The organism is Paenibacillus paridis, from assembly GCF_006345825.1.
In the GTDB taxonomy this organism is placed as follows: Bacteria; Bacillota; Bacilli; order Paenibacillales; family Paenibacillaceae; genus Pristimantibacillus; species Pristimantibacillus paridis.
Genome location: NZ_VCIX01000092.1, coordinates 937,850 through 962,839, shown reverse-complemented (window position 1 = coordinate 962,839; position 24,990 = coordinate 937,850). Strand labels below are relative to the sequence as shown.

Sequence of the window (24,990 nt, the reverse complement as noted above, 5' to 3'; positions counted from 1 at the left end):
TCTTAATGATGTAATTCCATCATAAAGGAGGGGTACTCTCGGTTGAATGCTATTTCTTCGGGTGTTCGCTATCAATTTTTTCAGATGCCTGCTGCCTGTATTCAGATGGCGTTACCCCATACATCCGCTTGAACTTGGAGCTGAAGTAGCTTGCGTTCGAGAAGCCGGTAAGCTCTGCAATGTCCCACAAATTAAGCGTTGTCGTCGTTAGCATCCGCACAGCCTCGCCCATCCGCACCTCGTTCAAATAGTGAATAAAGGTTTTGCCTATCTTAGCTTTGAACATCTCGGAGAAGTAAGTGGCATTATAATTAAATTTCTCCGCAATCATCGTCAGGTTCAGGTCATACATATAGTTCTCATCAATAAAATGCTTGGCGGCCAAAATCAAGGAAGGATCCGTTTCCTCGGAATCGCTTTGCCGCTTATGTTCGATCTTGCTGGCAATCCGCATTAGAAACTGCTCGGCCTTCTCAACCGAATCCAGGCTCAGCGTCATCTCCGGTCTCAGCCAAAGCTGCTCTGCGCTCTCCATGCCAATGCGCGATTCCTGAGCAAGGTTCTCCAGCATCAAGTACAACTGGAAAATCACCTTCACGAAACGAAGCTGAGAACTAGCCGTTTGCTGCAGCTCCTGACGAATGGCTCCATTGAAAGCATCCAGCTCGCCCCGAATTAAATAACGCTCGATTACTTTCATCGTATGCTCGGGAAGCGCAGCTTGCCCTTCAGCTGCTTTAGCGGTCCCCTCCGTGCTGCCCGCCGGCAAATACCAAGCCAGCAAGGAGGAAATATAGCCCTCCTTCCATTGCTTAAAGCCGCTCACGGGTTGTCCTTTTCCTATTTTCAGTTCAAAATCCATATAAATATACACGCTCTCGCGAAGGGTTTCCGAGAACTCCAGCTCCAATGCTTCCTCGGCAAACAAAACAAAATGCATTAATCCGGGATAGCTGACGTCACGAAATACTTCGACCCTGCCTTGGTAATTCGCCGCGCATTCCCTTGAAATGATGTCAAAGGGCAGTCTGAACTTATCCGGCGTACGCTCTATTGGGGCATTGGATACCGCTCGCTCCAGCAGTCCTGCTGCGATAAACCGTACGTCGCGATTTTCCCAGTCCTGCAGCTCGAACAATCGAGATCGATCCTGGATGACGCTTTCCCGATCAATTTCCTCCTTTACGAGGTGAACGATAAAATGCTCCTTCATTTCCAAGTAATATTGCGAGAGCCTCCACTGCGTGAGTGCTGCCTGGTCCTGACTTTCACGCTCTTTATCCAGCTCGTTCTTCACATTGACCAGCGTATCAGTCAGTTCCTTCCTCGCCACGGGTTTTAATAAATAATCACGGGCCTGATTCCGGATGGCTGCCTTAGCATAATGAAAATCTTCATACCCTGTAATTACGATAAGCCTCAGTTCTGGATACTGCTCATGACAGGCATCCAGAAACGACATCCCGTCCATTACCGGCATATTCATGTCCGTAATGACGATATCGATGGGCTCTGCCGAGAGCCTCTCCAGCGCCTCCAAACCATTGGAAGCCTCACCGGCTATGAGAAGCCCGATACTCTCCCAATCCACCTTTAGCTTCAGCCCTTGGCGTATCTCAGGCTCGTCATCCACAATCATTACTTTATACATGCTGGTGTTCCTCCTGTGCGGGTAGTATAAGCTCAATGGTTGTGCCTTCGCCAAGAGTAGAAACAATTCGAGCTTCGAATAACGATTCATAATAGAGACGGCAGCGGGCAAGGACGTTGCTTAGGCCAATCTGGCTGTCTCTGCTGCTTAGAAGCTGCTCTAGCTGAACAGATTCGGAGCGCTCCAGCAGTTGCCTCTGCTGCTCGGTTGTCATGCCGGGTCCGTTATCGGTGACGCTAAGATGGACGTGCCCGTTAGAATGCCTGATTCGTATCCGAATTTTGGCGTTCGTTTGATGTAGAAAGCTGTATTTAACCGCGTTTTCAATTAGCGGCTGGAATATAAATTTAACCGTGGTTAGCCTGCCAAGCTCTCCTGCTTCCTCAAGCGTTAAATCCAGCCGATCGCCAAAGCGGATTTGCAATATCGACATATAGTAACGCACATACAGAAGCTCCTCTTCCAGCCTAATGAGATCGTCGCTCATTTTCAGCGAAAAACGCATCATTTTCCCAAGCGACTCAATGACCTCGACCGTGTCGTCCGTCCGTTTCTGGATGGCTAGGCTGCTCATCAGCTCCAGCGTATTAAACAGGAAATGCGGATTGATTTGCATAAGTAGAGCTTTGTATTCCGCCTGCTGCCGAAGCAGCTTAAGCTCGAATTCCGTCTTGATATGATACCGGAGCCGAGTAACCATGTTGCGGAATGTTTCCGTCGCAAAGCCGACCTCATTGCGCACCTTTTGCTCCGGCGCCAAACGGCTCTCGGCAAGATTAAAATCGCCTCGCTGGACATGGCGCATGGCTAGCACGAGCCGTGTAAGCGGCTTCGTAATGCCGTGAGAGAGCCAAGTTGCCAGAATTAAAGACAGCAGCAGCATGATTCCCGCCACGATGAAAATAGTACTTCTTAGACGGAAGAGCTGAGAATACAAATCCTTCTCTGATACGAAGCCAACGAGCATCCAATTGGTTTGGGCCAGCTTCTTGTAGACTAAAATGTCTTTGTCCCCTCGCTCGTTCGTCGAATAAACGACGCCCTGCCGCCTCGGGCTGCTGCGAATATCTTCCACCTGACGCGCCATGTCCCGGTGGGTGTTATATTCGCTTTGGGACAGCATCGGCTCGCCAAGCTGATCTAACAAGTAGATCGTCCCGCTCTCTCCCAAGTGAATGCGAGCCAGCGGCTCGAGGAAATAGTCTGCGCTTACATTAATCTTCATCAGGCTTCTCGTTAACGAGGGCTCGAACGAGCCAATCGGCATAATCATGCTGATCACCGGATGTTTGTTCTTATTGCGCAGCTCCGCTGTATCGGTATGGGCAGGGACCCAGTATTGGTCCTTGTTCTTGAAATCAAGGTACCACTTTTCCTCCAAAAATGCCGGATCGGAGACCACTAAATTCCCACTGCTTACCCACATGCCTTCCTGACTGTACACGGTGACGCTTGATACACTGGAGTAGCTGTTTGTCGTTTGCATCAAAAATTGGCTCATCCGGTAATGGGTAAGGTTTTTCTCCCCTCCCGAGGCTTCCGCATCCGATGCCACGGCGTTCCAATTTTTTGTAATATCGCTATTAAACACAATAGAAGCCAAATCATAAATTTGCGTCTGTACCATGTCGATATAAGAGCCGTATTCATCCATTTTCTCCAGCGCCGATGATTCGATGTAGGACCTTATGATCGAGCGGGACTGGTTGAATAATAGAATCGCCATCGTGACAAAGGAGAGTACGAATAGCAGAAAAAAAATCGCAATCAAACGGCTTTTTAACGAATAAAAGATAACCTGTCCCTCCTCGCCAGCTTCTTTATCCCATTATAGCCATCATTCATCTGCCTGCAACGGGTTTTCTAACGGTAAAGCGCTAGTTAAGGGAATAAAAAAGGGACAGCTCCTTTAGGCCTCGCCCTTAGGATACTGTCCGCATCGTAACAATCATTTTAAAACCAGCTATCCTCGCCTGCCGTATGAACCGTCGTTTGAACTACCGGGGTAAGCAGAAGCTCCTCCGTCCCTTCGACTGCTGCAGCCAGCAGCTCCGTATAATTCGGAATCAAGGATTCAATCTTTTCCACGATGCGAAGATTTGGGTTGGTGCTAGGCGATTTAGGCAAAAATAGCGTACAGCAATCCTCATAAGGCAAGATCGAGGTTTCAAACGTACCGATCCGCTCGGCCAAGCGGATAATTTCATGCTTGTCCATCATGATCAGCGGCTTCAGCTGTGGAAGCTGCGCAGAGCGCCCGATGACATTCATGCTAGGCAGCGTCTGGCTTGCTACTTGGCCGAGGCTCTCGCCAGTTACGATGCCAAACGCTTTGTTACGCTCTGCAAGCTGCTCCGTGATCCGCATCATCGCCCGCCTCATTAGCGTAATGATGAGATTATCGCTTTTGGCCTGCACCAATGTGGTTTGTATTTCCGTGAAAGGCACCAAATGGAGCTTGATCGGCTCTCCGCTAAAATAAGACAGCCGCTTCGCAAGCTCAATGACCTTATCCTTGGCTTGCTCGCTAGTGAAGGGATAGCTGTGAAAGTGTACCGCTTCGATTTCAAGCCCTTTGCGCAGCGCAAGCCATCCTGCCACAGGGCTATCAATGCCACCGGATAGCAGCAGCATAGCTTTGCCGTTAGACGCGAACGGAAATCCGCCTGCGCCCGGAATCACTTCATAGAAGACATAAGTCGCTTCCTCTTGGATATCTACCCGCAATTCCACATCGGGGTGATTGACATTCACTTTGAGATCCTCAATCGCACGCAGCACATGGCCGCCGACCAAATGATTCATTTCCTGTGAAGTATGAGGAAATGGCTTCCATGCTCGTTTGGCGCTGACTTTAAACGTAGCCGGCTTCACTGGCACGGATTGCATAAGCGCAAGTGCAACCTCTCGAATTTTCTCGAGATCCGGTTCCGTGCTAATGACCGGACTAAGCGACACGATACCGAATAAATCCTTCAACCGATCCACGATCGGCTCATGCGGATGGCCGTTAAGCTTGACATACAAACGTCCAAAAGACTTAAAAAACGTAATATTCTCATAAGCAAGCAATGCCTGCTTCACTTGATCTAGCATGCGTTTCTCGAATCTATTGCGGTTTCTTCCCTTTACCATTAAATCTCCGTACCGGAGCACTACCTGATCATAAAGCAAAATTAAGTCAATCTCCTCTCAAGCGGCTTTAACTGCGCAACGATTTTGTGCAGAGCTGCGCCAAGTGCAGTAATATCCCGTTCCTCATGTTCATCCCCGAAGCTGATGCGAATGCCGCCTGACGCCTGCTCATGGCTGGCGCCAATAGCTAGCAGCACGCGGCTTGGCTTATCGTCCTTCGAGGAGCAAGCCGATTTCGTTGATGCCATTATACCATGCTGCTCAAGCATGTGAATAACGACCTCTGGCTTCATACCCGGATAGGAGAAATGAACGATATGCGGGGCTAGAGGCTCCGCCCCGTTCAGCTTCAGCTCCTTGATTTCGCCAAGGATCGCCAGAAGCTGATTTCGTAGCTGCTGCATTTTTATCAACCATTGCTCCCGCTTGTCCAGCGACATCCGCAGCGCCTTAGCGGAGGCCACAATGCCCGGAACGTTTGGCGTGCCCGCGCGCAGGCCGCCCTCATGCGAGCCTCCTGACACGAGCGGGTACAGTGTTAGCCCTTCCCGAACATACAAATAACCAACACCCTTAGGCCCCCGCAGCTTGTGAGCGGAACCGGTCAGCAAGTCAATTCCCCATTCCTCAATGGCAATAGGCAGCTTGCCCAAGCTTTGTACGGCATCCACATGGAACCTAATCTTCGGATGTCGTTTGAGCATTCGTCCGATAGCTTCAATGGGCTGAACGGTCCCAATTTCATTGTTAACATGCATAATGCTTACCAGTATCGTTTCATCCGTAATAGCCGATTCCAGCTGCTCCACGTCAATATGCCCGGTTTTGCTTACAGGCAAATAGGTTACGCGGTACCCTTCCGTTTCCAGCTGGGCAAAAGCTTCGTAAACGGAGGCGTGTTCGATTTGAGACGTAATCAAATGCTTGCCTCGACTTGCATATTGCCGCGCCACACCCTTGATGGCGATATTGTTGGACTCAGTCCCGCCGGAGGTGAATACCCAGCTGCCTTTGTTCGTCTGCATGCGATCGGCGAGCAAGGCGCGTGAACGTTCAATCAGCTTATCGGACTCCATCCCAAACCGGTGAAGGGAAGACGGATTCGCATACTGCGATTTCATGACCTCCATCATCGTTTGTACAACTTCATTATAAGGCGGTGTAGAGGCAGAATGATCAAAATATAACATAATAACATAGCTCCTTTTCCAAAAAAGAAAAAGATCAGCAATGGCTTCCGCCTATAAAGGCTGAGAGCTCATCGTGATCTTATGGCTGCTTCTGGCTTACTTTGCCTGCAGCACCTTGGCAACATAACGCTGTGTCTCTTCAGGCAGCGCTTCAAGCTTCTCGATTAGCTGCTCGTTCGTTCGGATGCCTGCCCGGTCCACTCGTCCGGGACCGGCGTTGTAGGCTGCCAGAGCCACTTGCTCGTTGCCGTTGTATTTATTCAGCAGCAGCGACAAATATTTCGTCCCGCCATTAATATTTTGAACGGGATCAAAGGAATCGGTTACCCCAAGCCCTCTCGCCGTGCCGTCCATAAGCTGCATCAAGCCTTTGGCCCCGGAACCTGACTCCGCATCGGGACGAAAGCCGGATTCCGTCTTGATAACCGCTTGAATCAAGCTTGCATCCACGCCGTATTTGCTGGAGGCTTGCTGAATGATTGCATCGTACTCGCTTGGCGTTCTTGTAGCTGACGATTCGCTGCTAGAAGTGAAGCTAGCCGGAAGATTAAGCGCAGATAGCTGGGCAAGCGCATCGGCTGGCATAACCGGAAGCGATGAAGCTTGATCAGAAGCGCTGTCAGACATATATTGTGACAACAGAGTATCAAATAAAGAAGGAGAGCCATCGCCTGCTGCAGCTTGCAGCGGGTTCGACGTGCCTTGCATATCCAGACTTGGCGTAAGCTGTAGCTGAAGCAAGGTTTTTATAATTCGCGGGTCTATACTCATGGTTTCCTCCTGGCATGTTCATTCATAAACAGATCATAATAAATGCGATAATTACTATATCGGTTATTATTGTACATGTTTTTATAGCAAACAGCCAGTTTTCGATTGTTCATGAAGGATAAGCTTTGCATAAACCTCGGATATGGATTGGCATGTCAAATAGTCAACCGAAATCCGCTCTCCTGAGGGCTCTTGCATTCTTGCGTTCAACCATACAGGCGTCCAGCCTGCGCTGCTTGACGGCGCAATATCGTTATGCCAAGCGTCACCCACATAAACAAGCTCTTCTGGCAAATAGCCGGATAATCGCTGAACATGCCGAAACACCTCCGGGTCTGGCTTGGCAATGCCCATTCCGTCAGAGATATGCACCTCGCTTTTGTCGATAACCTCCAGCAAGCCTAGTGCCGTTACTTTATTCAGCTGATGCTGCACCGGTCCGTTCGTAATCAAACCAAGCTTTATGCCCTTTGCCTTTAATTGCCCGAAAAGCGTCAATACGCCATCTCGCAGCAACAACCGAGACTGCTCCAGCTCATAATTCCGCTGCAGAGCATCGGCAGCCTCGTCCGTGATCTCAATTCCAATCTCGGCAAACGCCTCCGTCGTGCGACGAATTCGAAGCTCAGCAAGCGATAGCTTTCCTTCCGCATGAATGCTCCATAACCGATCGCTATGCAGTCTTATGCGCTTAAATATTGCCTCTGCTGTTAATCCGCCTCTAGCCAGCTTCGTTAGGCCACTCGCCTCTAATGCCAGCTGAAAAGGCATCAATTGGTCGTACAGCGTATCATCCAAATCAAAATAAACGGCTTTGATCACCGATATCACCTTCTCCCGGCTTTGTTATGACAATGGAAATAGACATTCTTGCATCTTTGACGATAAGTTTCCTATGGACTAACTATCACAAATACCTGTTACACAGCTCGTACTGCATTTTCATCATTTTTTAGACTTGATGATGTGCAAATTATTGATAAACATGATTAAGAAATATTGTACAGCTTAAACGATATAAAATGAACCTAAGAGGTTAACGAAATGAGTGCTTTCCTCCGTTTTATGGAGGAGAACTATAGAATCGTAGTGATTTAGCAGGAATTTCTCCCACTAAAAAAGCATTATTCGTTTAGCAAGCGAAATAGAGGGAATCTCTCCCGTTAATACGACTGTTTTACGTCATTTTCGGCAATAGCTCTGGAATTAGAGGGTGAAACTCCATCTAAACTCCTTAAAATAGAAAATAATCTAAATATAGAGGGACAAATTCCATCTATTGCAAATAATGATTGCAGATCACGCAACCGATCGGAACACGCGTAAATTCGCATAAGCAATTATTTTTCAATTACTCAACTTTCGCAGGTGCAACTTATACTATAGGCCTTGTTAGCTTATTCGACTTTCACTAGGCAAGTATATTTTTATCTCTAACCTGCCTTAAATCAAATAAAAATGAGCAGGTGCTGGGCACCTGCTCATTCCTGTACCTATTCAATTAATTAAGAACATTCCAAAGCCGCAATAGAACGACCGCCGCCTCAGCTCTAGTGGTCAAACCTTTCGGAGCGAAATAATTATTTTCCCGTCCTTTTATAAGGCCGTTTTCAAAAGCATTTGCAACATAATCTCGGGCCCAAGCTGGGATGGTGGCATCATCGGCAAAAGAAGTGCTTTTCGCATGCTCGGCCTCCCATTTCATTGCTCTGGACACCATAGCAGCCATCTCTGCTCGATTGACCGTTTTCTGCGGCTGTAAGGTTCCATCCGAATACCCCTCGATAATTCCCTTCGCTACTGCTGTCTGAATTTCCCGCTGTGCCCACGATGGAATGCTGTCCTTGTCGCTGAATGGCATAGCAATAGTTTCGTTACTTATTGGAATCTGAAGAGTCCGAAGCAGCATAACCGCAAACTCCGTCCTTGTCACGTAGCCATTCGGCACAAAAGTAAGGGAATTTATTCCCTTTACGATTCCAAACCCTACCGCTTCGCAAATCGTAGCTTTTGCCCAGTGATTCGTAGTATCCGTGAAGGTACAAGACGCTGTGCTCACATCATCAGCCATGCGATTAACCGTGAGCTTATACGTCTTGACGGTTCCATCCTCTGCCTGAACTGTTATTGTGAATACGTTAGTTCCCATTGCCAAAGGAAGAGTCTTGGTCTCGCTTATGCGTTCCCCTAACAGCTTAACGACGGCTTTAGAATGAAAAGGCGATAATTTCAGTTCAATCTGCTCTGCCTCTGTCTGTACGGTATACTCCGTTTTCTCAGGTGTAAATGCGGGCAATAGCTCTAATTCTTTGATCAATGTATAGATGTTCAAATTAGCTAGGTTTGCATTGCTCGACAGCGATACTGTTGGTGGTATTGATGATGTTGGTGTTGGTGTCGGTGTTGGCGGGGCTGCCGCTGCAACCACTGTAATCGTAGAAGCTTGATCAACAACCTCCACACCATTAAGGTAAACCGTTAGGCTATAGTTTTTAGCAGACTGGGTTCCGTTGTTCGGAAGAGTAATGATGGCTGTTGCACTTGTGCTGCTGCTAACCGCTGCAATTGCAGCTTCAACTCCATTCACATATACCTGTAATGTCTGTCCCGTCAGATTGAACCCAGTTACAGTAGCCGTTATATCGCCTCCGGTACTCGGCAAGCGGGTTGGGCTCGCTGCAATACCGATAACTATAGGAGTAGCTACGATAAAGGCAGCCTTCGCTTCATCTAGCATTGTGCCATACTGATTAGCTACCTCGTCCCCGGAAACATGAACTTCGTATTCGCCATTACCTAGCGTACCGTTAAACGTCAACGTAAATGTGAATGAAGACTCGTCATAGACTTGCGTGTAGTCGGAGAACGTATGGCCGTCCTTCGTTATGCTGAGAAGACCCCGTGCATTGACAGAAGTGAGCTCCGCTCCTCCTGCAACCCAGTAGACGGACTCGCTAACCGTAACGGAAACACTAGCAGGAGGTATAACGAATTGCTCATGATGTGCAAAATTTCCAAATGTAACAGTTAGCATCGTTGTATTGTACATCAAGCTCAATGTATTGGATGCTGCACTCTCATTGCCTGCCATATCCGTTGCAGCTCCTGCTTCAACGGATACCGTTACATTCTGACCGCTTGTCGTCGGAGTAATTGTCGCTCTGTAGGTAGATGCGTTTACAGCAATCAAATCGGATGCTGTCCCATTCGTGACCTCAAGATCATCGACGGTAAAACCATTAACAATCTCATTAAAGGCTATCGTTACCGGAAATGAGGCATTTACCACACTCCCTGCCGAGCTGGATATGGTTGCTGTCGGTGCAGTGTTATCAAGTACAAAAGCACTTGAAACCGCAGCAACAGCATTGCCTACGTTGTCTATTGCTCGAATATGCAAGTACCAGTTGCCGTTGCCGCTTGTCTGTCTTATTGTATCCTCGTTATCAAAAGGGATCCATCCACCGGATGGAACCGTTGTGCTTTGGCTCCATGCATATGCCAAGGAATCAGCATCGACGCCGCTTTGTGTATCATGAAGCGATACCTTGCTTGACGCTATTTTCGCCGCTGTTGCTTGTCCATTCGTGCCAAACACTACTTCCGGGGACGTTGAATCAATTTCCAGCGTAATGGTGTAGGTTTGACTAGCCTTAAGATAGGGCTCGACGCGAACAGGAATTACGGTATTCGTGGTTGCTCCCGCTATGTTAATGGTTTTTGAGCTGCTGCTGGCCAGCAGCTCATTATTCACATACAGAGCCGCTCCAGATAAGTCTGCAAGCGTTGGTGTTACATCTACGCTGGACAGTGATTGTCCATCATAGTAATACGTGTACGAGGTGTCGGAGGCTTGGAAGGGCTCTGAGAAGTCACCTTCTTGCAAAGCTAAGCCGCTTAAATTGGCATCACCCGGCACGATCTCTGGACCACCACTTCCTCCTCCCCACCCGACGACCGTACCGTCTGATTTCAGTGCAAGTGAATGTGTTAGCTCCGCAGCGATTGAGACAACTCCACTTAGTCCATTAGGGACGGTGGTTTTACCATAAGCGTTCGATCCCCATGCCACGACAGTACCGTCTGATTTTATCGCAAGTGAATGATTAGCTCCTGCAGCTATTGATACTACACCGCTTAGTCCAGCAGGTATGGAAGTCTCACCATTAACGTTTCTTCCCCATCCCACAACGGTGCCATCTGATTTCAGCACGAGAGAATGATATTCTCCCGCAGCAATGGACACCACGTCAGTAAGCCCAACCGGTACGGAACTTTGACCCTGAATATTGCTTCCCCACGCCACAACGGTACCATCCGATTTTAGTGCAAGTGAATGGTAATCCCCAGCGGCAATCGACACCACGCTGTTTAGACCAACAGGGACAGAAGCCTGAGCAGAACCGTTATTTCCCCATGCTACAACGGTTCCATCCGATTTCAGCGCAAGAGAATGATAATATCCCCCAGCAATGGACACCACGCTAGTAAGCCCAACCGGTACAGAGCTTTGACCTTCAAGGTTTTGTCCCCAAACGATGACGGTTCCATCCGATTTCAGTGCAAGTGAATGGTAAAACCCAGCGGCAATCGACACCACGTCAGTAAGTCCCCCAGGAATGGTTGTCTGGCCCAAAATGTTACTTCCCCATGCCATAACAGTGCCATCCGATTTCAATGCGAGCGAGTGCAATCCGCCCCCCGCAATACGGCTCCCTTTGATAGGCAATGCAGCACTCGTCGGTATTGTCGTTTGATTATAATTGTTGGCCCCCCAAGCAACAACAGTACCGTCTGTTTTCAAGGCGAGCGTATGGTTCCAGCCTACTGCGGTTGAAACCACATTACTCAGTCCTGCAGGCACGTTGGTCTGGCCGTTACCAGGGTTCCCCCATGCGACGACAGTCCCATCTGTCTTCAGCGCAAATGAGTTACTCCCCCCTGCTGCAATGGACAGCACGCCACCGCCTATAAGTTCGGCTGGTATTGTTGATTGACCATTGACGTTGGTGCTTCCCCATGACTCAACCGTTCCATCCGATTTCAGAGCAAGGATATGATAAACGCCGGCAGCAATGGAAACCACACTATTTAATCCATGAGGGGCTTGCATGTATGAACTGCCTCCCCACGCGACAACAGTTCCATTGGATTTTAACGCGACTGAGAACCCTCTGCCAGCAGCAATTGCAATGACACCTGTCAGTGCCTCAGCTGGAACAGTCGCCTGACCAGCGTCATTCCCCCCCCATGCAACGACAGCACCATCTGACTTTAGCGCCAGTGAGCTGTTTCCACCCGCTGCAATTGCGATTACTCCACCATTTGCCAAATCATCTGGTATTGTCGAGGCGCCGCCAGTGTTACTCCCCCATGCAACTACGGTGCCATCCGATTTCAGAGCAAGCGAATGCTCGCTTCCGGCTGCAATCGAAATGACACCAGACAAACCGTTCGGAATAGTCACTTGACCTGCAGAATTAAGACCCCAGCCCACTACGGTGCCATTCGATTTTAGAAGGAGGGAATGGTTGGCTCCAGCGGCAACTTGTATGCCCTCCACACTTCGAGTTCCCACCTGCGATGCATAAGCGATATGCGGTCCGTAGGGAACCATTAAGCTAAGCAGCAGTACAAAAGCCAATAAAAGGTGAACAGCTTTGCGAGAATGTAATGATAACAATGTATACGTCTCCCCTTCGTATGAAAAATCGAGGAAATTCACCATAATCGGACATTTTCCTTTTTTCCACTGTAACACAGCGCTCTGAAAGACTAATGAAAGAATTGGATATAAAAAAATACGGTAGAGCCGATTACTCAGACTCTACCGTATTTTTATTGGGTATTCTTTTTAACTCAACTTTCGCAGCTAGCAAATCATTTAAGTTCACGGCTTTATTCTTCTCGCTTCGCCAAAAAAGGCCGTGTCCCATTGCCGGGCACGGCCTTTTTTTTCCGTCATACGATGCTTATTTAAATACTTTCACGCGCTCGTCGATCGGCTGGAACGTCTTCTCGCCTGGAGCTGCTGTCGGTTTGCCGAATGGCATTTGTGCAATCAACTGCCAAGAATCAGGCAAGGACCAAGTCGAGCGCACTTCCTCGTCAACCAGCGGGTTGTAATGCTGAAGCGATGCGCCGAAGCCTTCTTTTTCAAGCGCAGTCCATACAACGAATTGGTGCATGCCGGAAGATTGCTGCGACCAGATCGGGAAGTTTTGTGCGTAGGCAGCGAAATTTTCCATCAAGCCGTCAATGACCTTCTTATCCTCGAAAAACAATACCGTGCCGTAGCCGCTTTTAAATGAGTTCATTTTTTGCGCAGTAGGCTCAAATTGATCTGCCGCTACGATGGCGCGGAGCGTATTGGTTGTGATATCCCAAAATTTATCATGGTTATCTCCAAGCAGCACAACTACCCGTGCGCTTTGCGAGTTAAAGGATGATGGCGTATGTTTAACCGCGTCTTGCACGATTGCTACGATTTTTTCGTCGGAGATAACAGCCTCCTTGCTTATCGCGTAAATGGAACGTCTGGATTTCACTGCGTCGAAAAATGCTTCTGATGTCATTGTTTCTCCTGCCTCTCATTGGTTTAAAGTTGGGGGAGTTGGCTGATCGTGATTCCCTATGCCATATTCCGGAAAACTTAATTACTTTACGTAAGTTACTTTATAATATTCTAAAATGCTTGTCAAGCGGATCACTTTCATTATCCCCCATATAACTGCAATTATGTCCCTTTTGCCTAATCACTCTTAGGAAATAGCCTCACTGCTCCGTACAACAACAGGAAGATCCCAAAAGCAACAATCTCAAGCTGCAGTAAATACCAAGGCCACGGCGCAAGCAAATCCAGCAGCGAAGCCGTTCCAGGCTTGCGCGCCAAAAACATAAAGTTTGTCGTACCTGTGACGATATTGGTTATGGCTGCAGGTATCGCCAGTACATGCAGCCAAACCATCGCAAGCAGCACGGAGCGGAAAGAAGGCCGGTACCGTTCTACAGCTAAAATAAATACGGCAGCAGCAACAATTCCGATGTGGGCGATAAAAAATTCAAAATAGCGAAAATGAGGAAACGACTCATCCAAATTTGGCGTTAGCAGCGCTTGCAAGGCTCCCATGCTTCCAAGAAAAAAAATAACATCATACCATCCTTTGTGATTCGCAATCATAACTATTGCACTCATCAAAACCATTAAGCTGCAAAGCTGAAACGGGAGCGAACCGCTCCACCAGCTGTGCTCCATAAAGTAAGATGCCTGCAAGGAGAGCTCGCAGCCAAGCAGCACAATAGCCAACGTCATTCGAACAAGACGATTTAGCGCAGGCTCTCTGAGCCGAACCCGAAAAAGGATTAAGGCTGCCATGACCAGCACAAAAACAATCAGTCCGGCAATATGCGCGGTGGAGAACATTTCAAATGCCATTTATTTTCCTCCTTTTCCAATGCAGGCGAATGTATTCTTTACTCTATTTTGGTAAAAAAAACATAAAAAAAAATAGTACCAAACTTATTTGGTACTATCCTCGTCATTTTTCTTATGAAACAAGCCCATTTCTTTCACTTTGGTTGCCGCTTCACGTGAACCGCTGAGATTCAGCTTTTTCAGCACATGATTGACATGGTTTTTTACCGTACGGATCGATACGACCAATTTATCCGCAATTTGCGGCTGCGTGTAGCCTTGGTCGATTAAATCCAGCAGCTGCAGCTCGGATGGCGTAATCAGATCGCCTACCTTTTTTACCTCGAACTCGCGTTCGAGCTGCTTTAGCCTTCGGAACTCCTCCCGCATGCGCTCCGCAACAGCCGCGTTGATCGGCGACTGGCTGCGGAATGCGGATCTGACCGCATCAGGCAATCTCTCAAAATCTGACTTGATCTGATAATCGATCGCGCCCGCCTGAAAGGAACGGAAAATAAGCTCCTTCTCCTCCATGGAGGTCAGCATGATCACGCGCGCCCCTGTTGCTGCAGCCGTCTCCTCAGCAAGGAGAATGCCCTCTGGCCGTCCATCAAGCATAATATCCATCAATATAACGTCAGCCGGTTGATCGAGCTGCTTGCCGTCTCTCAGTGCCTGTCTGACAACCTCGGCTTCGCTTGCCGTCCATACTACTTGCAAATCTGGCTCCTTGTTTAAGTAAGCTACCAGGCCTCGCAGCCAATCACGGTCATCTTCTATGATCCATACCCGAACATCACCCAACTTCTTCTCCCCTCTCGCTTGTATTCCCTTCTGCTAATGCCGCTTGAACGCTTCGTTTCGGAAACGTTAAATAGATAGAAGTGCCTACGCCAGGCTTGCTGCGCATGTCGAGCATGCCTTTGTGCTTGCGCATGACATGGTAAGCATAAGGCAGGCCGAGGCCAAAATTGGTATCACTACCGTTTTTGGTCGTATAAAAAGGCTCAAGCACTTTGACTAATTCGCTCTTGATCATCCCTGGCCCTGTGTCTTTCACCTCAATAATCAGCTCTCTCTTGGTCTCATTCAGCTGAATAAACAGCTCACCGCTGCCCTTCATCGCTTCTACGGCATTCGCAACGATATTGCCAAGCGCCTCGCTTACCTGCGCGGGATCAATTCGGCAATGCCAGCCCTTCGTGAGCGCAGTGTGCAGCTTAACATTACCGAGTATCGGCTCATAGCCTTTCATCGTTTGCTCGATCAGAACCGCAAGATCAGTCGTTTCCAATTGAAGCATTAAATCCTCGGTTCTCCGATGCACCCGCTGAAGCATTTCCTGCATATGACGCGAAGCGTTCAGCACCGTCTCAACGTCCTCCAGCAGCTCCTGCTGATTGGTTTCGATCGCGTACGCTTTCATTTTTTCCGAGAATAAACGCATTTTACCTGCATCGTTTTTGATCGCGTGATTCAAGATAGCCGTCCCTGAGGTAACCGCCCGAAGCGTCGAATCAAAGCGGCGCCTATCAATATTTACCCGCACGCCCATGAACCCGTATGTAAACAGTGCCACAATAAAGACGGTTACGCCAAGACCGACAACCCAAGTATTGTACACCCACATTCTCAGCATCCCAAAGCTAGGAAATACATAATTCATAACCATGCAGAACATCACCGGCGGCAGCACTACGGAACAAATGATCCAATGGGACCGTGAAAAAGAGGCGTGCAGCTGGCGCTTCAGCAAGATCTGGACTGCCCCGATTAAAATGTAGGGGACCGCCCACCAAATGACGATTTTAAACGAAATCGGGTATACCACCGTATAGAAGGGAGTAAACACGATACACAATAGAATAGGAACTAGCAACAAAAGCGGCATCATCTGCAGCAGACGTTTGGATAATCGCACAGGACGATACACGATGGCAAACAACAGGAACGAATACGGCAAGCCATAGTAGGAAACGAGTGAAGCGACCGCTTGCAAACGGTACAGGAGCTGCTGCGCTACCTGATTCATTCCCGCTTCCGCTGCGGCCGGCAGCCACTGTAAATCCAGCACGGCTGCCAATGCCCCTGCTCCACCGCTAAATGCTACCGCGCCAAGCCAATGATTAACGGATGCCTGCCGGTCAGAGAGCCATATGATGGCTGCAATAGCCCACAGTGCAATTAGAACAAATAACATCGCGCAGCTCCTTTTTTGCCATCGCTCACTCTTTTATTTGAATCGTAATCGGGGACCATTCCGCTATAACGGTCTGTCCATGCACCGATACGCTGCCCTCGGGCGTTAAATCCTTCTCTGTCATAACCCCTAGCGCTACCGTGAACTGGTTGAATTTCACCGGCACATTCTTCTCTCTGCGAACCTCGCGGCCATTGAGCAAAAATACAACCTCATCCTCCGAACGGTTGTAGGTAATTTTGTACGTGTTAAATGCTCTCGCTTCAAAATCCGTATCTTCTTTGAACACGCAAAAATAACGAGTTTTGTCTGTCTCAGGCACCTGGACCCCAGGGAACGGCAAGACCGCATAAACACTCGCATATTTATCATTGCCTGCAAAAAAATCAAGCGCTCCGCCTGTTGTAAAATCAAGCAAATTCAACGAGACGAATCCGTCATATAAATCGTCTTCCGCCGTATTTTGCGTCCGCGCGCGTATTTGAAGCTCGAAGCTGATTTCCCCTGTTTCCGGCACCTTCACTGGTTCTGCGGAATAATACATATGTTTGGCATTGTCGAGAATTTGAATGTGGTCATTCGAGCGGCTTAGCGGCGCCCTGACATATAAGATGCCATTGCGAACAATAACGACTGCATTCGGTTCACGATACTGCCAGAAGGAACCGTCCTGCAGCGGAAAGCCTCCGATCTTCCAAACTTCCCCTTCGTTTAGGATGGTATGGAAATCACCTAAAACCCATTGCTTGTCCATTCTGATAACCTCTTTCTTCTTGGTATGGTTTAAACCAGTCCTTGAACAATTAAACAAATAATCATAATGCCTCCGCAGCGAATTGTTGCTTGCAGCGATGCCCCCATGAGCGGAACATAGGCAGTGGAAGCATTATGCGTCGATAATCTTCCATAAACCAGATAAAGCGGAATAGCCGTGGGCAAAGCAAGCAGAGCATAAATCGGCAAGGCGTCGGCAATTACGCTAACGACAAGCGAAAAATAAGCAAGCGCAAGCAGCACTCTGGAAAACAACAACGCTCTTCTCTCGCCCCATACCACCACTAATGTCCGTTTTCCCGCCTGCCTATCGGCCTGCCAATGCAAAAAGTGATGATTGAACAAAATTAGCGTCGTCAACAACCCGATCGGAAGCGAAAGCAGCAAGGCACGATAGTCGAGGAACGAGGTTTGAACAAAATAAGCTCCCATGACCGGCAGCACGCCAAAAGATAATAATATGGCCACTTCGCTATAGCCTTTCCCTTTATATCCGAATTGAACGGGCGGAGCAACATAGAAATAAGCGATCAGCGCTCCTGCAACTCCAAACACAAGCACCGGCCAGCCGCTAAAAAAGCTAAGAATTAGGCCACAAACCGCTGCAAGGGCAAAAAGCCCCCAAGTCACGGCTGCAAAGGTACGAATGCTCCAGGTCCCTTTCGTTAGGTATCCCGAATTGGTCGCTATTGCCCCTTCCGTATTTTGGGCAGCAGAATCAGTGCCGTTGTAATAATCCCATAAATCATTGATCATGTTGGAGAACAAATGGGCAGCGCCCGCCCCAATTATCGTTACCAAAAATAAAAAAGGATCAAATAAGCCGTTCCAGACAAATGCCCCAAGAGCGCCAAGCGCTACGGGTATAAGCATGACTGGAAGGACTCTAATCCTGGATGCTTTCAAAAATTGCTTAAACATCTCCCTGTCACAGTCCTCTCTGTTATCGTTAGTTCAATTGAACCACTTTCGTTCGTCTGGCGTCAACCAATCGCCAAAAGTCTACTCTGCTCCCTTTAGCCACTACATTCGACATTTGACAGATGTATCCTTTATTCAAGCACAAAGAGCAGGCATTCATCCAGTTGTCTGGATAAATGCCTGCTTTTCTTCTCCATTCGTATTTGCTGTTAAACGTCCAGCTGGTTGCCCGAAGCTAGCTTCCGGTACCAATAATAGCTTTCCTTAGGCGTTCTCTCCAGCGTCTGGAAGTTAACGTGAACAAGTCCAAAAGGCTTAGTGTAACCATACGCCCATTCAAAATTGTCCATCAGCGACCACACCATATAACCTTTCACAGGGACACCGGACTCCATGGCGCGGTGCAAAGCCATAATGTGATCTCTCAAAAATTGGATTCTTGCATCATCATTGACTTTCCCATCCTGTGGTTCTGCCTCGTAGCAAGCCCCATTCTCCGTGATGTAAATCGGAATTCGGCCATAGGTTTCCGTAATCCAGGCAAGCACATGATAGAACCCATCGGCATAGATGTTCCAGTCAAAATCGGTTTTGGCAAAGCTAGAGCTAATTTCTTCGCTATTGTAAATATCATTGCCTTCGGCGTAACGGATCAAGCTGCCCGTATAATAATTAATGCCAAGAAAATCGATGGGCTGCGATATGATAGCCATATCTCCCGGCTCGACTTTGACCTTATAGCCCTTGTTTTCATACCAGGCAGTAAGGAGCTCGGGGTACTCCCCCTTTAGTACAGGCGAGAGGAACCACTCGTTAAACGATCCATTGCGCAGCTCGGTAGCCTTGATATCCACGGCAGAGGTGCTGTACGGCGTTCTCCACTCCGTATTCGGAGCATAGCCGATTTCGCCTTCGATGCCCAGATCGCGGAAACGTTGAACGGTTTTTCCATGAGCGACCAAAATGTGATGGGCTACATCCAGTGCAGCTTGCAAGTCCTGCTTGCCTGGTGCGTGTGCGCCAATATAATTGGACAATATGGAAATGCACCATGGCTCATTAAGCGTTATCCATTTCTTAACCTTTCCGTTAAATTTATGGAAGACGGCCTCGGAATACGCAACGAAGGCATCAATCGTCGACCGGTTTTCCCAACCGCCCTCATCCTGAAGGGACTGCGGCAAATCCCAGTGGTAAAGAGTCACGAACGGTTAGATGCCGTTCGCATTCAGCTTATCGATCAGCTCTTCGTAATAAGCAAGGCCTTGCGGATTCACTTCCCCTCTCCCATTCGGAACAATGCGAGGCCATGCGATAGAGAAGCGATATACATTGACGCCCAGCTCTTTCAGCAGCCGGATATCTTCATCTATGCGGTGATAACTGTCACAGGCCACATCCCCCGTGTCGCCGTTCAATACATGGCCTGTTGTTTTAGCAAACGTATCCCAGATGCTTGGCATCCGTCCCTCTTCATCATGTGCGCCTTCGATTTGATAGGCTGCCGTAGCCGTTCCCCATTTAAAGCCATCCGGAAATATTACAGTTGTCATTCTCCGCTACCTCCATTTTTCTCTTTATTATATAAGGACAACCAATAAACAACTGCTAATCGCGTGACTATTTTAACGGTAGTATGACTTTTCCATGGCAACCATTGCTTGCAAGTAGGAACAATTGGGCAAAAAGAAAACCGTTCAGCGCATTGCTGAACGGTTGGACCCAACTCGATGATCTTGAAGCTTACAATTTGAAGACCGATGCTTTCTCCTTCAAATCCTTCGAGGAGTGTGTTAGCTTCTCGGCGAGTGTGCGCAAATCATCCGAAATTTCATTTTGTTTTACGGAGAGCTCGCTCATATGTTCCATTTTGCCATTCACGTCAGAAGACGTGGTTAGCAGCTTGTCGACCGCAGAAACGATATGTGTCATCCCCGAAGTGATCTCACTGATTGCCGTCGATATTTCATTCATTTGATCCGAAAGCACGCTGCTTTGCGACTCGAGAGTCTGGAAGGTGTCACTCGCCGTTTCGGATGCTTGGCGCGTCGTAGTGATCACGTTGGCAAAGCTGCTGATCGTGCGGCTGCTTGCAGCTACATCATGCTGGATCAGCGTCAGTTCCTTCGTAATTTGTTTGGAGATCGTGTCCGTCTGACTAGATAGCTTCCGTATTTCATCCGCAACTACGGCAAAACCACGGCCATGCTCACCTGCTCTTGCGGACTCGATCGAAGCATTAAGAGACAGTAGGTTCGTCTGCGTGTTTAAGTCCTGAATGCCGTTCAAAAACTTAGATACATTGTTGTAGCGGTCATTCATCGTTTCAAATGCTTCCGTGAGCTTCGCGAATTGCTCAACGGTTTCATTGACCATCGAAACGACACCAGCCATCTGGTGCGATCCGCTTTGGGAGGATTGCTTCATTTGCTGCATGTCATTGTTGATATACTCGCTCGACGCTGCGATTTGCTGTGAGCTAGCTGAGATTTCCTCCGTGACCGCCGAGATCGATGAGGCATCATCATACTGTGAGAGCAGCACTTCCCTGCCAAGGTCAACCTGCCCCTTCACGTCTTCGGAGGCTTTACGGTTGCTTCCGATCATCGTATCCATATTGCGCGAGACGTCAAGGACCGATTCACTCACTGTGAGCGTAGCCTTAATGGTATCCCGCAAACTGTCGCCCATATCGGCCAGGGCTTTATCAATATCTCCGAATTCATCAGAGCGGACGAGCTTCTCTTGGGCGGTAAAATCTTTTTTTCCATACGCGCTAATTCTTCTCGTAATGCCTCTAAGGCCAGTCTTAATCGATTGCGTAACGCCAAAGATCATAAGCGCAGGTAAAATAGCTAGCAAAATGACGTTGATTAGCACAATCACATTTGCACTTGATACGTTGGCATTCAAGTCTTTGCTCGTAGCCTCAGCATCGTTTGCCAACCGCTCATGCATGGTATCATTGGAATAACTAAGCACGATTGTATACACGCCAATGAGATTGCTTACGCGCATCGATTTCTCTTCTGCCGTTAAGCCAGTAATATCTGTATTCGTTTGGCTAAGATTTTCGAGAGCAAGTCGGATGACGCCGATCTGGTTTGCATATACAGGACCGTCCTTCACTGATGGCGGATAGATCTTGTCCATTTCGACCAGCTGCTTCTCAAGCGCGTCAATGTCTTTTGGCAAGTTCTCCAATTCTTTCATTATGCTTGATGCATCGCTCTTCCCATTCTCAATGGCATCCACCATAAGCAGCATCGTCTTCAGAAGTTTGTTGGAGATGCCTTGATAGCTGCGTTCCACATGCGTCAACACTTCTGATTTCTTGATGGAATGAGCTACCGATAGATTTTGTACATAGATGAAAACACCGGAACCTAGATTAAAAAGAGTAATGATTGCAGAAATAATGATTAGCCTGGTCGTAATTTTTTTGGTGCTCCATCTCTTTGTCTGTTTTCCAGCTCTCTCCATCCATACCTTCAAAAACATGTTTTCTCTCTCTCCTCTGTTTCCTGAAAAAAAAAAGCTATCCAGCCACAGGAGGCGGATAGCTAAGAAAAGCTTTATATCCTTCCGGCGGTCTGGCCGCCGTAGTGTGATCACCTTAGGCCCATAACTTTGCGTCCTGGTCTTTCGACTAGTTTGCCTTTTTCAGTTTGTCTATGATTGTATTTACAACATAAACCAGTATAGGTTATTTAAGTGTTTCTGTACATCCCTAAAGCACTATTTTATTCCGACCCTAGAAATAAAGTCGCATTACAGTAGCGCCTTGCCAAGGAATGAAAGTAGGACGTTTGGATCGAAATGACCCCGACTAATAAAATATTGCGTGCCGCTTCCCACTGCTTTTCCGATAAATTGGGCAATCGGCTTGCAAATTGATTGGCAGATGAGCGGATGACATGCTCCGTCAACAAATCCTGATGGGGATTTTCCTTTAAATGGCCCGATATATCAAGAAGCTGGTCATTATTTGCATCAAGCTCCTCAAACATACTCGTGTAGGATGCATATAATTCTATAGGACCAATTAAATCGTCGGTTTCATCCGCCGGTTTCTTGAATACAATTTCAAAAAGCTTGCGAATGGATTCAAAATCAAGATTTGACTTTAAATCATCAATAATAAACAATAAGGCGGCTTGATTCAGCGAATATTTCTTGCCAGCCTTAGGACAATCAAAATAAGGTTTAAAATCGCGCTTTACCCAGTTTTGCATGGAGGTAATCGACAGATTCGAATATTCAATTAGCTGGCCGAGCGCGGCAATCTCATGAAGCGAGAAGCCTTTGAGCTCATTGCCTTTGATCAGCTTCTCAATGATCGGTGGCAGCAGCGTAGATAAAAAAGCGGGCAAGCCCGATCCCTTTTCCAAATCATTCTGATGCGTTTTTGTCCATGCGGCCTGCAGCACCTGTAACGGCTTATGGCTATGCTTTCCGTCCAAGGCAAGCAGCAAGCAAGCCATCTCTTTTCGAGTAAGCGTAAAGGACTCCATATCCCTTCCTCCTTGCGCTTTCGTCATACTTACTAAGTTACAAGTTCATATGAACTCATCATATGCCGGAGATTGACGCTTGTAAAGGCTCGAAAATCAATGAGAATGAGCTTTTCCATCTCCAAAAAACCCTCTAATTGCGCGTAAAAGGCTGTTACCGTTGCATTTGGCGTTTGTCATAACCTGTAATGATTCGTTATAGTAGATCATAAGAATAAAAAAATATAAATATAAAAGGGTAGTGAGAATCGAAAATGGGTATAGGATTCAATTTATTCATGATTGCTCTTCTTATTTTATTAACTGCTTTTTTCGTCGCAACGGAGTTCGCCATCATCAGACTTCGCTCCAGTCGGATCGATCAGTTAGTGCTTGAGGGCCGGAAGAACGCGCTTGCCGTTCAAAAGGTTACGAGTAATCTGGATGCCTACTTGTCAGCCTGCCAATTAGGTATTACCATCACAGCACTAGGGCTTGGCTGGCTGGGAGAACCAACAGTTGAAAAAATGCTTTTACCCTTGTTTGAACGCTTTGCTTTAAATGATGACATCAGTCATATTCTATCCTTTTTAATTGCATTTATTTCGGTAACGTTCCTGCACGTTGTAGTCGGCGAGCTCGCACCAAAAACATGGGCGATCCAAAAAGCCGAGTTCATTAGCTTTCTAACAGCAAAACCAATTATTTTATTCCACAAGATCTTATATCCTTTCATTTGGTTGCTCAACGGCTCGGCCAATGCCTTGGTCCGCCTGTTCGGTCTAAAGCCCGCTACGGAGCATGAAGAAGCGCATTCGGAAGAAGAGATCCAAATTATTCTTAACGAGAGCTACCAGAGTGGAAAGATTAATAATACAGAATACGGTTATGTCAGCCGCATCTTTGCCTTTGACGAACTGCTGGCCAAAGAAATCATGGTGCCTCGCACCGACATGATCTGCTTGTACACGAATAAGTCACTTGCGGAAAACATGGAAATTATCCGTAAAGAACAATATACCCGTTTCCCTGTTGCGCTTGAGAGCAAGGATAACATCGTCGGGATGATTAATACGAAGCAGCTGTTCCTCGAATATGAGTCTGACCGTGATTTGGATTTCAAAAAGCTTGTTCATCCTGTATTAAGCGTATCCGAGGTTACTCCAGTTAAAATGCTTCTAAAACGGATGCAGCAGGAACGTGTTCATATCGCTATATTGGTGGACGAATACGGCGGAACTTCCGGCCTGATTACGATTGAGGACATTTTGGAGGAAATCGTGGGTGAAATTCGGGATGAATTCGATGCCGATGAGCGCAAGGAAATCGAACAGTTGGATGAGCATTGCTACCTGCTCGACGGTAAAGTATCGCTTAGCGAGCTTAGCGATTTGACTGGCATGAATTTTGAAGAAGAAGACGTAGATACCGTTGGCGGTTGGTTATACAGCCAAGTATCGGATCCTAAGCCTGGCAAAGAGCACTTTTACGAAAATTATAAATTCATCATTCGAGAAACAAGCAAAAACCGGATTCGCAAAGTCGAAATGCTCATTCAGCAAAATGAAGAGGCTGTCGAAGGCGAAACCGCTTAACAGCTAACTTATGCATAACCAAGAGAAGCAGCCGCTGCATGTCGCAGGGCTGCTTCTTTCATATCCGAAATCATAAGGCTTTACCGCTAATTACTTTATGTATACTTTATCCCCAATTCGTACATTCCCCGTCTGCTTGACGGAAGCATACACGCCGAATTTCAAATTCAGCTCCTCATTGACCCGCTTCAAGAGAGAGGCATCCCGTTCAAGCGAATCTGGATCAAGCGTAATCATGGAGCAGCGCTCACAGTATTGGTCCACTTGCAGAGCTGCATCACCCACTTCTAATTGTTTGCCCATCCATTCCCCCTCATCAAACGAGCTATCGCTTAATGTGATAAGAAAATTCGCACGGAAACGACGGTGATCCAAAGCCTTGCCCCATAGATCTTCTAGTTTGCGTAACGATGTGTCTGTAATGATTAAAATGCTGCCAAGATCGACGGACTTTAGCTCGGGATTTTCTGGGTTTGGAGCAGAGTAGCTCTTCATCGACAGCTTCTGTCTGGATAAGGGTTGAATTTCACTTAGAAGCTCTTCATTCCAACCAAAGCTTCTGCCATCCGGCCCTTTAACCATTACCGTTTCACCGATCAACCTGGCTTGATAGGATAGCATGCTAGCGTTTTTTCTCGCTGTAAAGAAGCTGTCCCATCCCTCTTTCCTCTCATCATAAAAAGCGCAAAAACGGTCTCCATAAATGCCGTAGCTGTCAATCATGCATGTGTCAAGTCGTTCTCCAGCAAATGACTTCACAGGATAACGGCGAATCTCGCTAATTTCTCCAACTGCTCTAGTCACGATTAACTAATCCTCCGATGTTAGGGTAATCATTCGATTATA

Annotated in this window: 17 protein-coding genes, 1 pseudogene and 1 riboswitch; of the genes and pseudogenes, 1 reads left to right on the top strand and 17 read right to left on the bottom strand. The window is 47.6% G+C overall.

The features are described 5' to 3' along the window. Positions 1 to 49: 49 nt before the first annotated feature. From FJQ58_RS26085 to FJQ58_RS26010, 16 genes and pseudogenes are all read right to left on the bottom strand, one after another. Positions 50 to 1,651 carry a response regulator gene (locus tag FJQ58_RS26085; RefSeq protein ID WP_139997832.1) on the bottom strand — a complete coding sequence of 534 codons (1,602 nt, stop codon included), beginning with the start codon at positions 1,649 to 1,651 and terminating at the stop codon, positions 50 to 52. Next, entirely contained in the window at positions 1,644 to 3,446 is a 1,803-nt protein-coding gene (locus tag FJQ58_RS26080) for a sensor histidine kinase (protein ID WP_139997830.1), read from the bottom strand. Before FJQ58_RS26080 ends, FJQ58_RS26085 begins: the two co-directional genes overlap by 8 nt. Positions 3,447 to 3,604: 158 nt before the next feature. Next, complete coding sequence (gene thiI / locus FJQ58_RS26075) at positions 3,605 to 4,825, bottom strand: tRNA uracil 4-sulfurtransferase ThiI (RefSeq protein ID WP_139997828.1); 1,221 nt, start codon at positions 4,823 to 4,825, stop codon at positions 3,605 to 3,607. Between the two features lie 2 nt (positions 4,826 to 4,827). Beyond that, positions 4,828 to 5,976: a cysteine desulfurase family protein gene (locus FJQ58_RS26070; RefSeq protein WP_139997826.1), complete on the bottom strand. Its 1,149-nt coding sequence runs from the start codon at positions 5,974 to 5,976 to the stop codon at positions 4,828 to 4,830. Between the two features lie 96 nt (positions 5,977 to 6,072). Next, positions 6,073 to 6,747, bottom strand: a complete 675-nt coding sequence (locus tag FJQ58_RS26065; protein ID WP_139997823.1) for a lytic transglycosylase domain-containing protein — start codon at positions 6,745 to 6,747, stop codon at positions 6,073 to 6,075. 81 nt (positions 6,748 to 6,828) lie between these two features. Then, positions 6,829 to 7,569, bottom strand: coding sequence for an HAD family hydrolase (locus FJQ58_RS26060; protein WP_162341777.1), 741 nt, complete (start codon positions 7,567 to 7,569; stop codon positions 6,829 to 6,831). A 679-nt stretch (positions 7,570 to 8,248) separates the two neighbouring features. Beyond that, on the bottom strand, positions 8,249 to 12,430 hold the full coding sequence (locus FJQ58_RS26055) for an RCC1 domain-containing protein (RefSeq protein ID WP_162341775.1): 4,182 nt from the start codon (positions 12,428 to 12,430) through the stop codon (positions 8,249 to 8,251). 289 nt (positions 12,431 to 12,719) lie between these two features. Further along, positions 12,720 to 13,322 (bottom strand): nitroreductase family protein, encoded by a 603-nt coding sequence (locus tag FJQ58_RS26050; protein ID WP_139997817.1) that lies wholly within the window; start codon positions 13,320 to 13,322, stop codon positions 12,720 to 12,722. Between the two features lie 176 nt (positions 13,323 to 13,498). Next, positions 13,499 to 14,182, bottom strand: coding sequence for a YwaF family protein (locus FJQ58_RS26045; protein WP_139997815.1), 684 nt, complete (start codon positions 14,180 to 14,182; stop codon positions 13,499 to 13,501). 84 nt (positions 14,183 to 14,266) lie between these two features. Next, positions 14,267 to 14,965, bottom strand: coding sequence for a response regulator (locus FJQ58_RS26040; RefSeq protein WP_139997813.1), 699 nt, complete (start codon positions 14,963 to 14,965; stop codon positions 14,267 to 14,269). After that, positions 14,958 to 16,361 carry a sensor histidine kinase gene (locus FJQ58_RS26035; RefSeq protein WP_139997811.1) on the bottom strand — a complete coding sequence of 468 codons (1,404 nt, stop codon included), beginning with the start codon at positions 16,359 to 16,361 and terminating at the stop codon, positions 14,958 to 14,960. The genes FJQ58_RS26040 and FJQ58_RS26035 overlap by 8 nt, the downstream gene beginning before the upstream one ends. A 25-nt stretch (positions 16,362 to 16,386) precedes the next feature. Continuing rightward, positions 16,387 to 17,115: a DUF6081 family protein gene (locus FJQ58_RS26030; protein ID WP_139997809.1), complete on the bottom strand. Its 729-nt coding sequence runs from the start codon at positions 17,113 to 17,115 to the stop codon at positions 16,387 to 16,389. Between the two features lie 29 nt (positions 17,116 to 17,144). Beyond that, the gene (locus FJQ58_RS26025) at positions 17,145 to 18,008 is read right to left on the bottom strand and encodes a prenyltransferase (protein ID WP_238404350.1); all 864 of its coding nucleotides are present in this window, start codon (positions 18,006 to 18,008) and stop codon (positions 17,145 to 17,147) included. A 257-nt stretch (positions 18,009 to 18,265) separates the two neighbouring features. Next, positions 18,266 to 19,609 (bottom strand): annotated as a pseudogene (locus tag FJQ58_RS26020) (GH1 family beta-glucosidase). Between the two features lie 190 nt (positions 19,610 to 19,799). Next, a complete protein-coding gene (locus FJQ58_RS26015) occupies positions 19,800 to 21,557 on the bottom strand; it encodes a methyl-accepting chemotaxis protein (protein WP_139997805.1) in 1,758 nt (585 codons plus the stop codon). Positions 21,558 to 21,640: 83 nt separating this feature from the next. Next, a riboswitch (cyclic di-GMP riboswitch) is annotated at positions 21,641 to 21,725 on the bottom strand. A gap of 74 nt (positions 21,726 to 21,799) precedes the next feature. Continuing rightward, complete coding sequence (locus FJQ58_RS26010) at positions 21,800 to 22,570, bottom strand: DUF1836 domain-containing protein (protein WP_139997803.1); 771 nt, start codon at positions 22,568 to 22,570, stop codon at positions 21,800 to 21,802. Between the two features lie 254 nt (positions 22,571 to 22,824). On the opposite strand from FJQ58_RS26010, the gene FJQ58_RS26005 reads away from it, so the two are divergent. Continuing rightward, entirely contained in the window at positions 22,825 to 24,144 is a 1,320-nt protein-coding gene (locus tag FJQ58_RS26005) for a hemolysin family protein (protein WP_139997801.1), read from the top strand. 90 nt (positions 24,145 to 24,234) lie between these two features. Here the strand turns inward: FJQ58_RS26005 and FJQ58_RS26000 are convergent, their stop codons facing one another. Next, complete coding sequence (locus tag FJQ58_RS26000; protein ID WP_139997799.1) at positions 24,235 to 24,948, bottom strand: MOSC domain-containing protein; 714 nt, start codon at positions 24,946 to 24,948, stop codon at positions 24,235 to 24,237. Positions 24,949 to 24,990: the final 42 nt, after the last annotated feature.

Coding starts and splice junctions, on each gene's coding strand:
- FJQ58_RS26010 (WP_139997803.1), bottom strand. CDS start 22,570: ATGGAGTCCTTTACGCTTACTCGAAAAGAGATGGCTTGCTTGCTGCTT.
- FJQ58_RS26015 (WP_139997805.1), bottom strand. CDS start 21,557: ATGTTTTTGAAGGTATGGATGGAGAGAGCTGGAAAACAGACAAAGAGA.
- FJQ58_RS26005 (WP_139997801.1), top strand. CDS start 22,825: ATGGGTATAGGATTCAATTTATTCATGATTGCTCTTCTTATTTTATTA.
- FJQ58_RS26035 (WP_139997811.1), bottom strand. CDS start 16,361: ATGTTATTTGTTCTAATTGCACTGTGGGCTATTGCAGCCATCATATGG.
- FJQ58_RS26070 (WP_139997826.1), bottom strand. CDS start 5,976: ATGTTATATTTTGATCATTCTGCCTCTACACCGCCTTATAATGAAGTT.
- FJQ58_RS26025 (WP_238404350.1), bottom strand. CDS start 18,008: ATGCTTATACCCGTAGCGCTTGGCGCTCTTGGGGCATTTGTCTGGAAC.
- FJQ58_RS26085 (WP_139997832.1), bottom strand. CDS start 1,651: ATGTATAAAGTAATGATTGTGGATGACGAGCCTGAGATACGCCAAGGG.
- FJQ58_RS26065 (WP_139997823.1), bottom strand. CDS start 6,747: ATGAGTATAGACCCGCGAATTATAAAAACCTTGCTTCAGCTACAGCTT.
- FJQ58_RS26050 (WP_139997817.1), bottom strand. CDS start 13,322: ATGACATCAGAAGCATTTTTCGACGCAGTGAAATCCAGACGTTCCATT.
- FJQ58_RS26045 (WP_139997815.1), bottom strand. CDS start 14,182: ATGGCATTTGAAATGTTCTCCACCGCGCATATTGCCGGACTGATTGTT.
- FJQ58_RS26030 (WP_139997809.1), bottom strand. CDS start 17,115: ATGGACAAGCAATGGGTTTTAGGTGATTTCCATACCATCCTAAACGAA.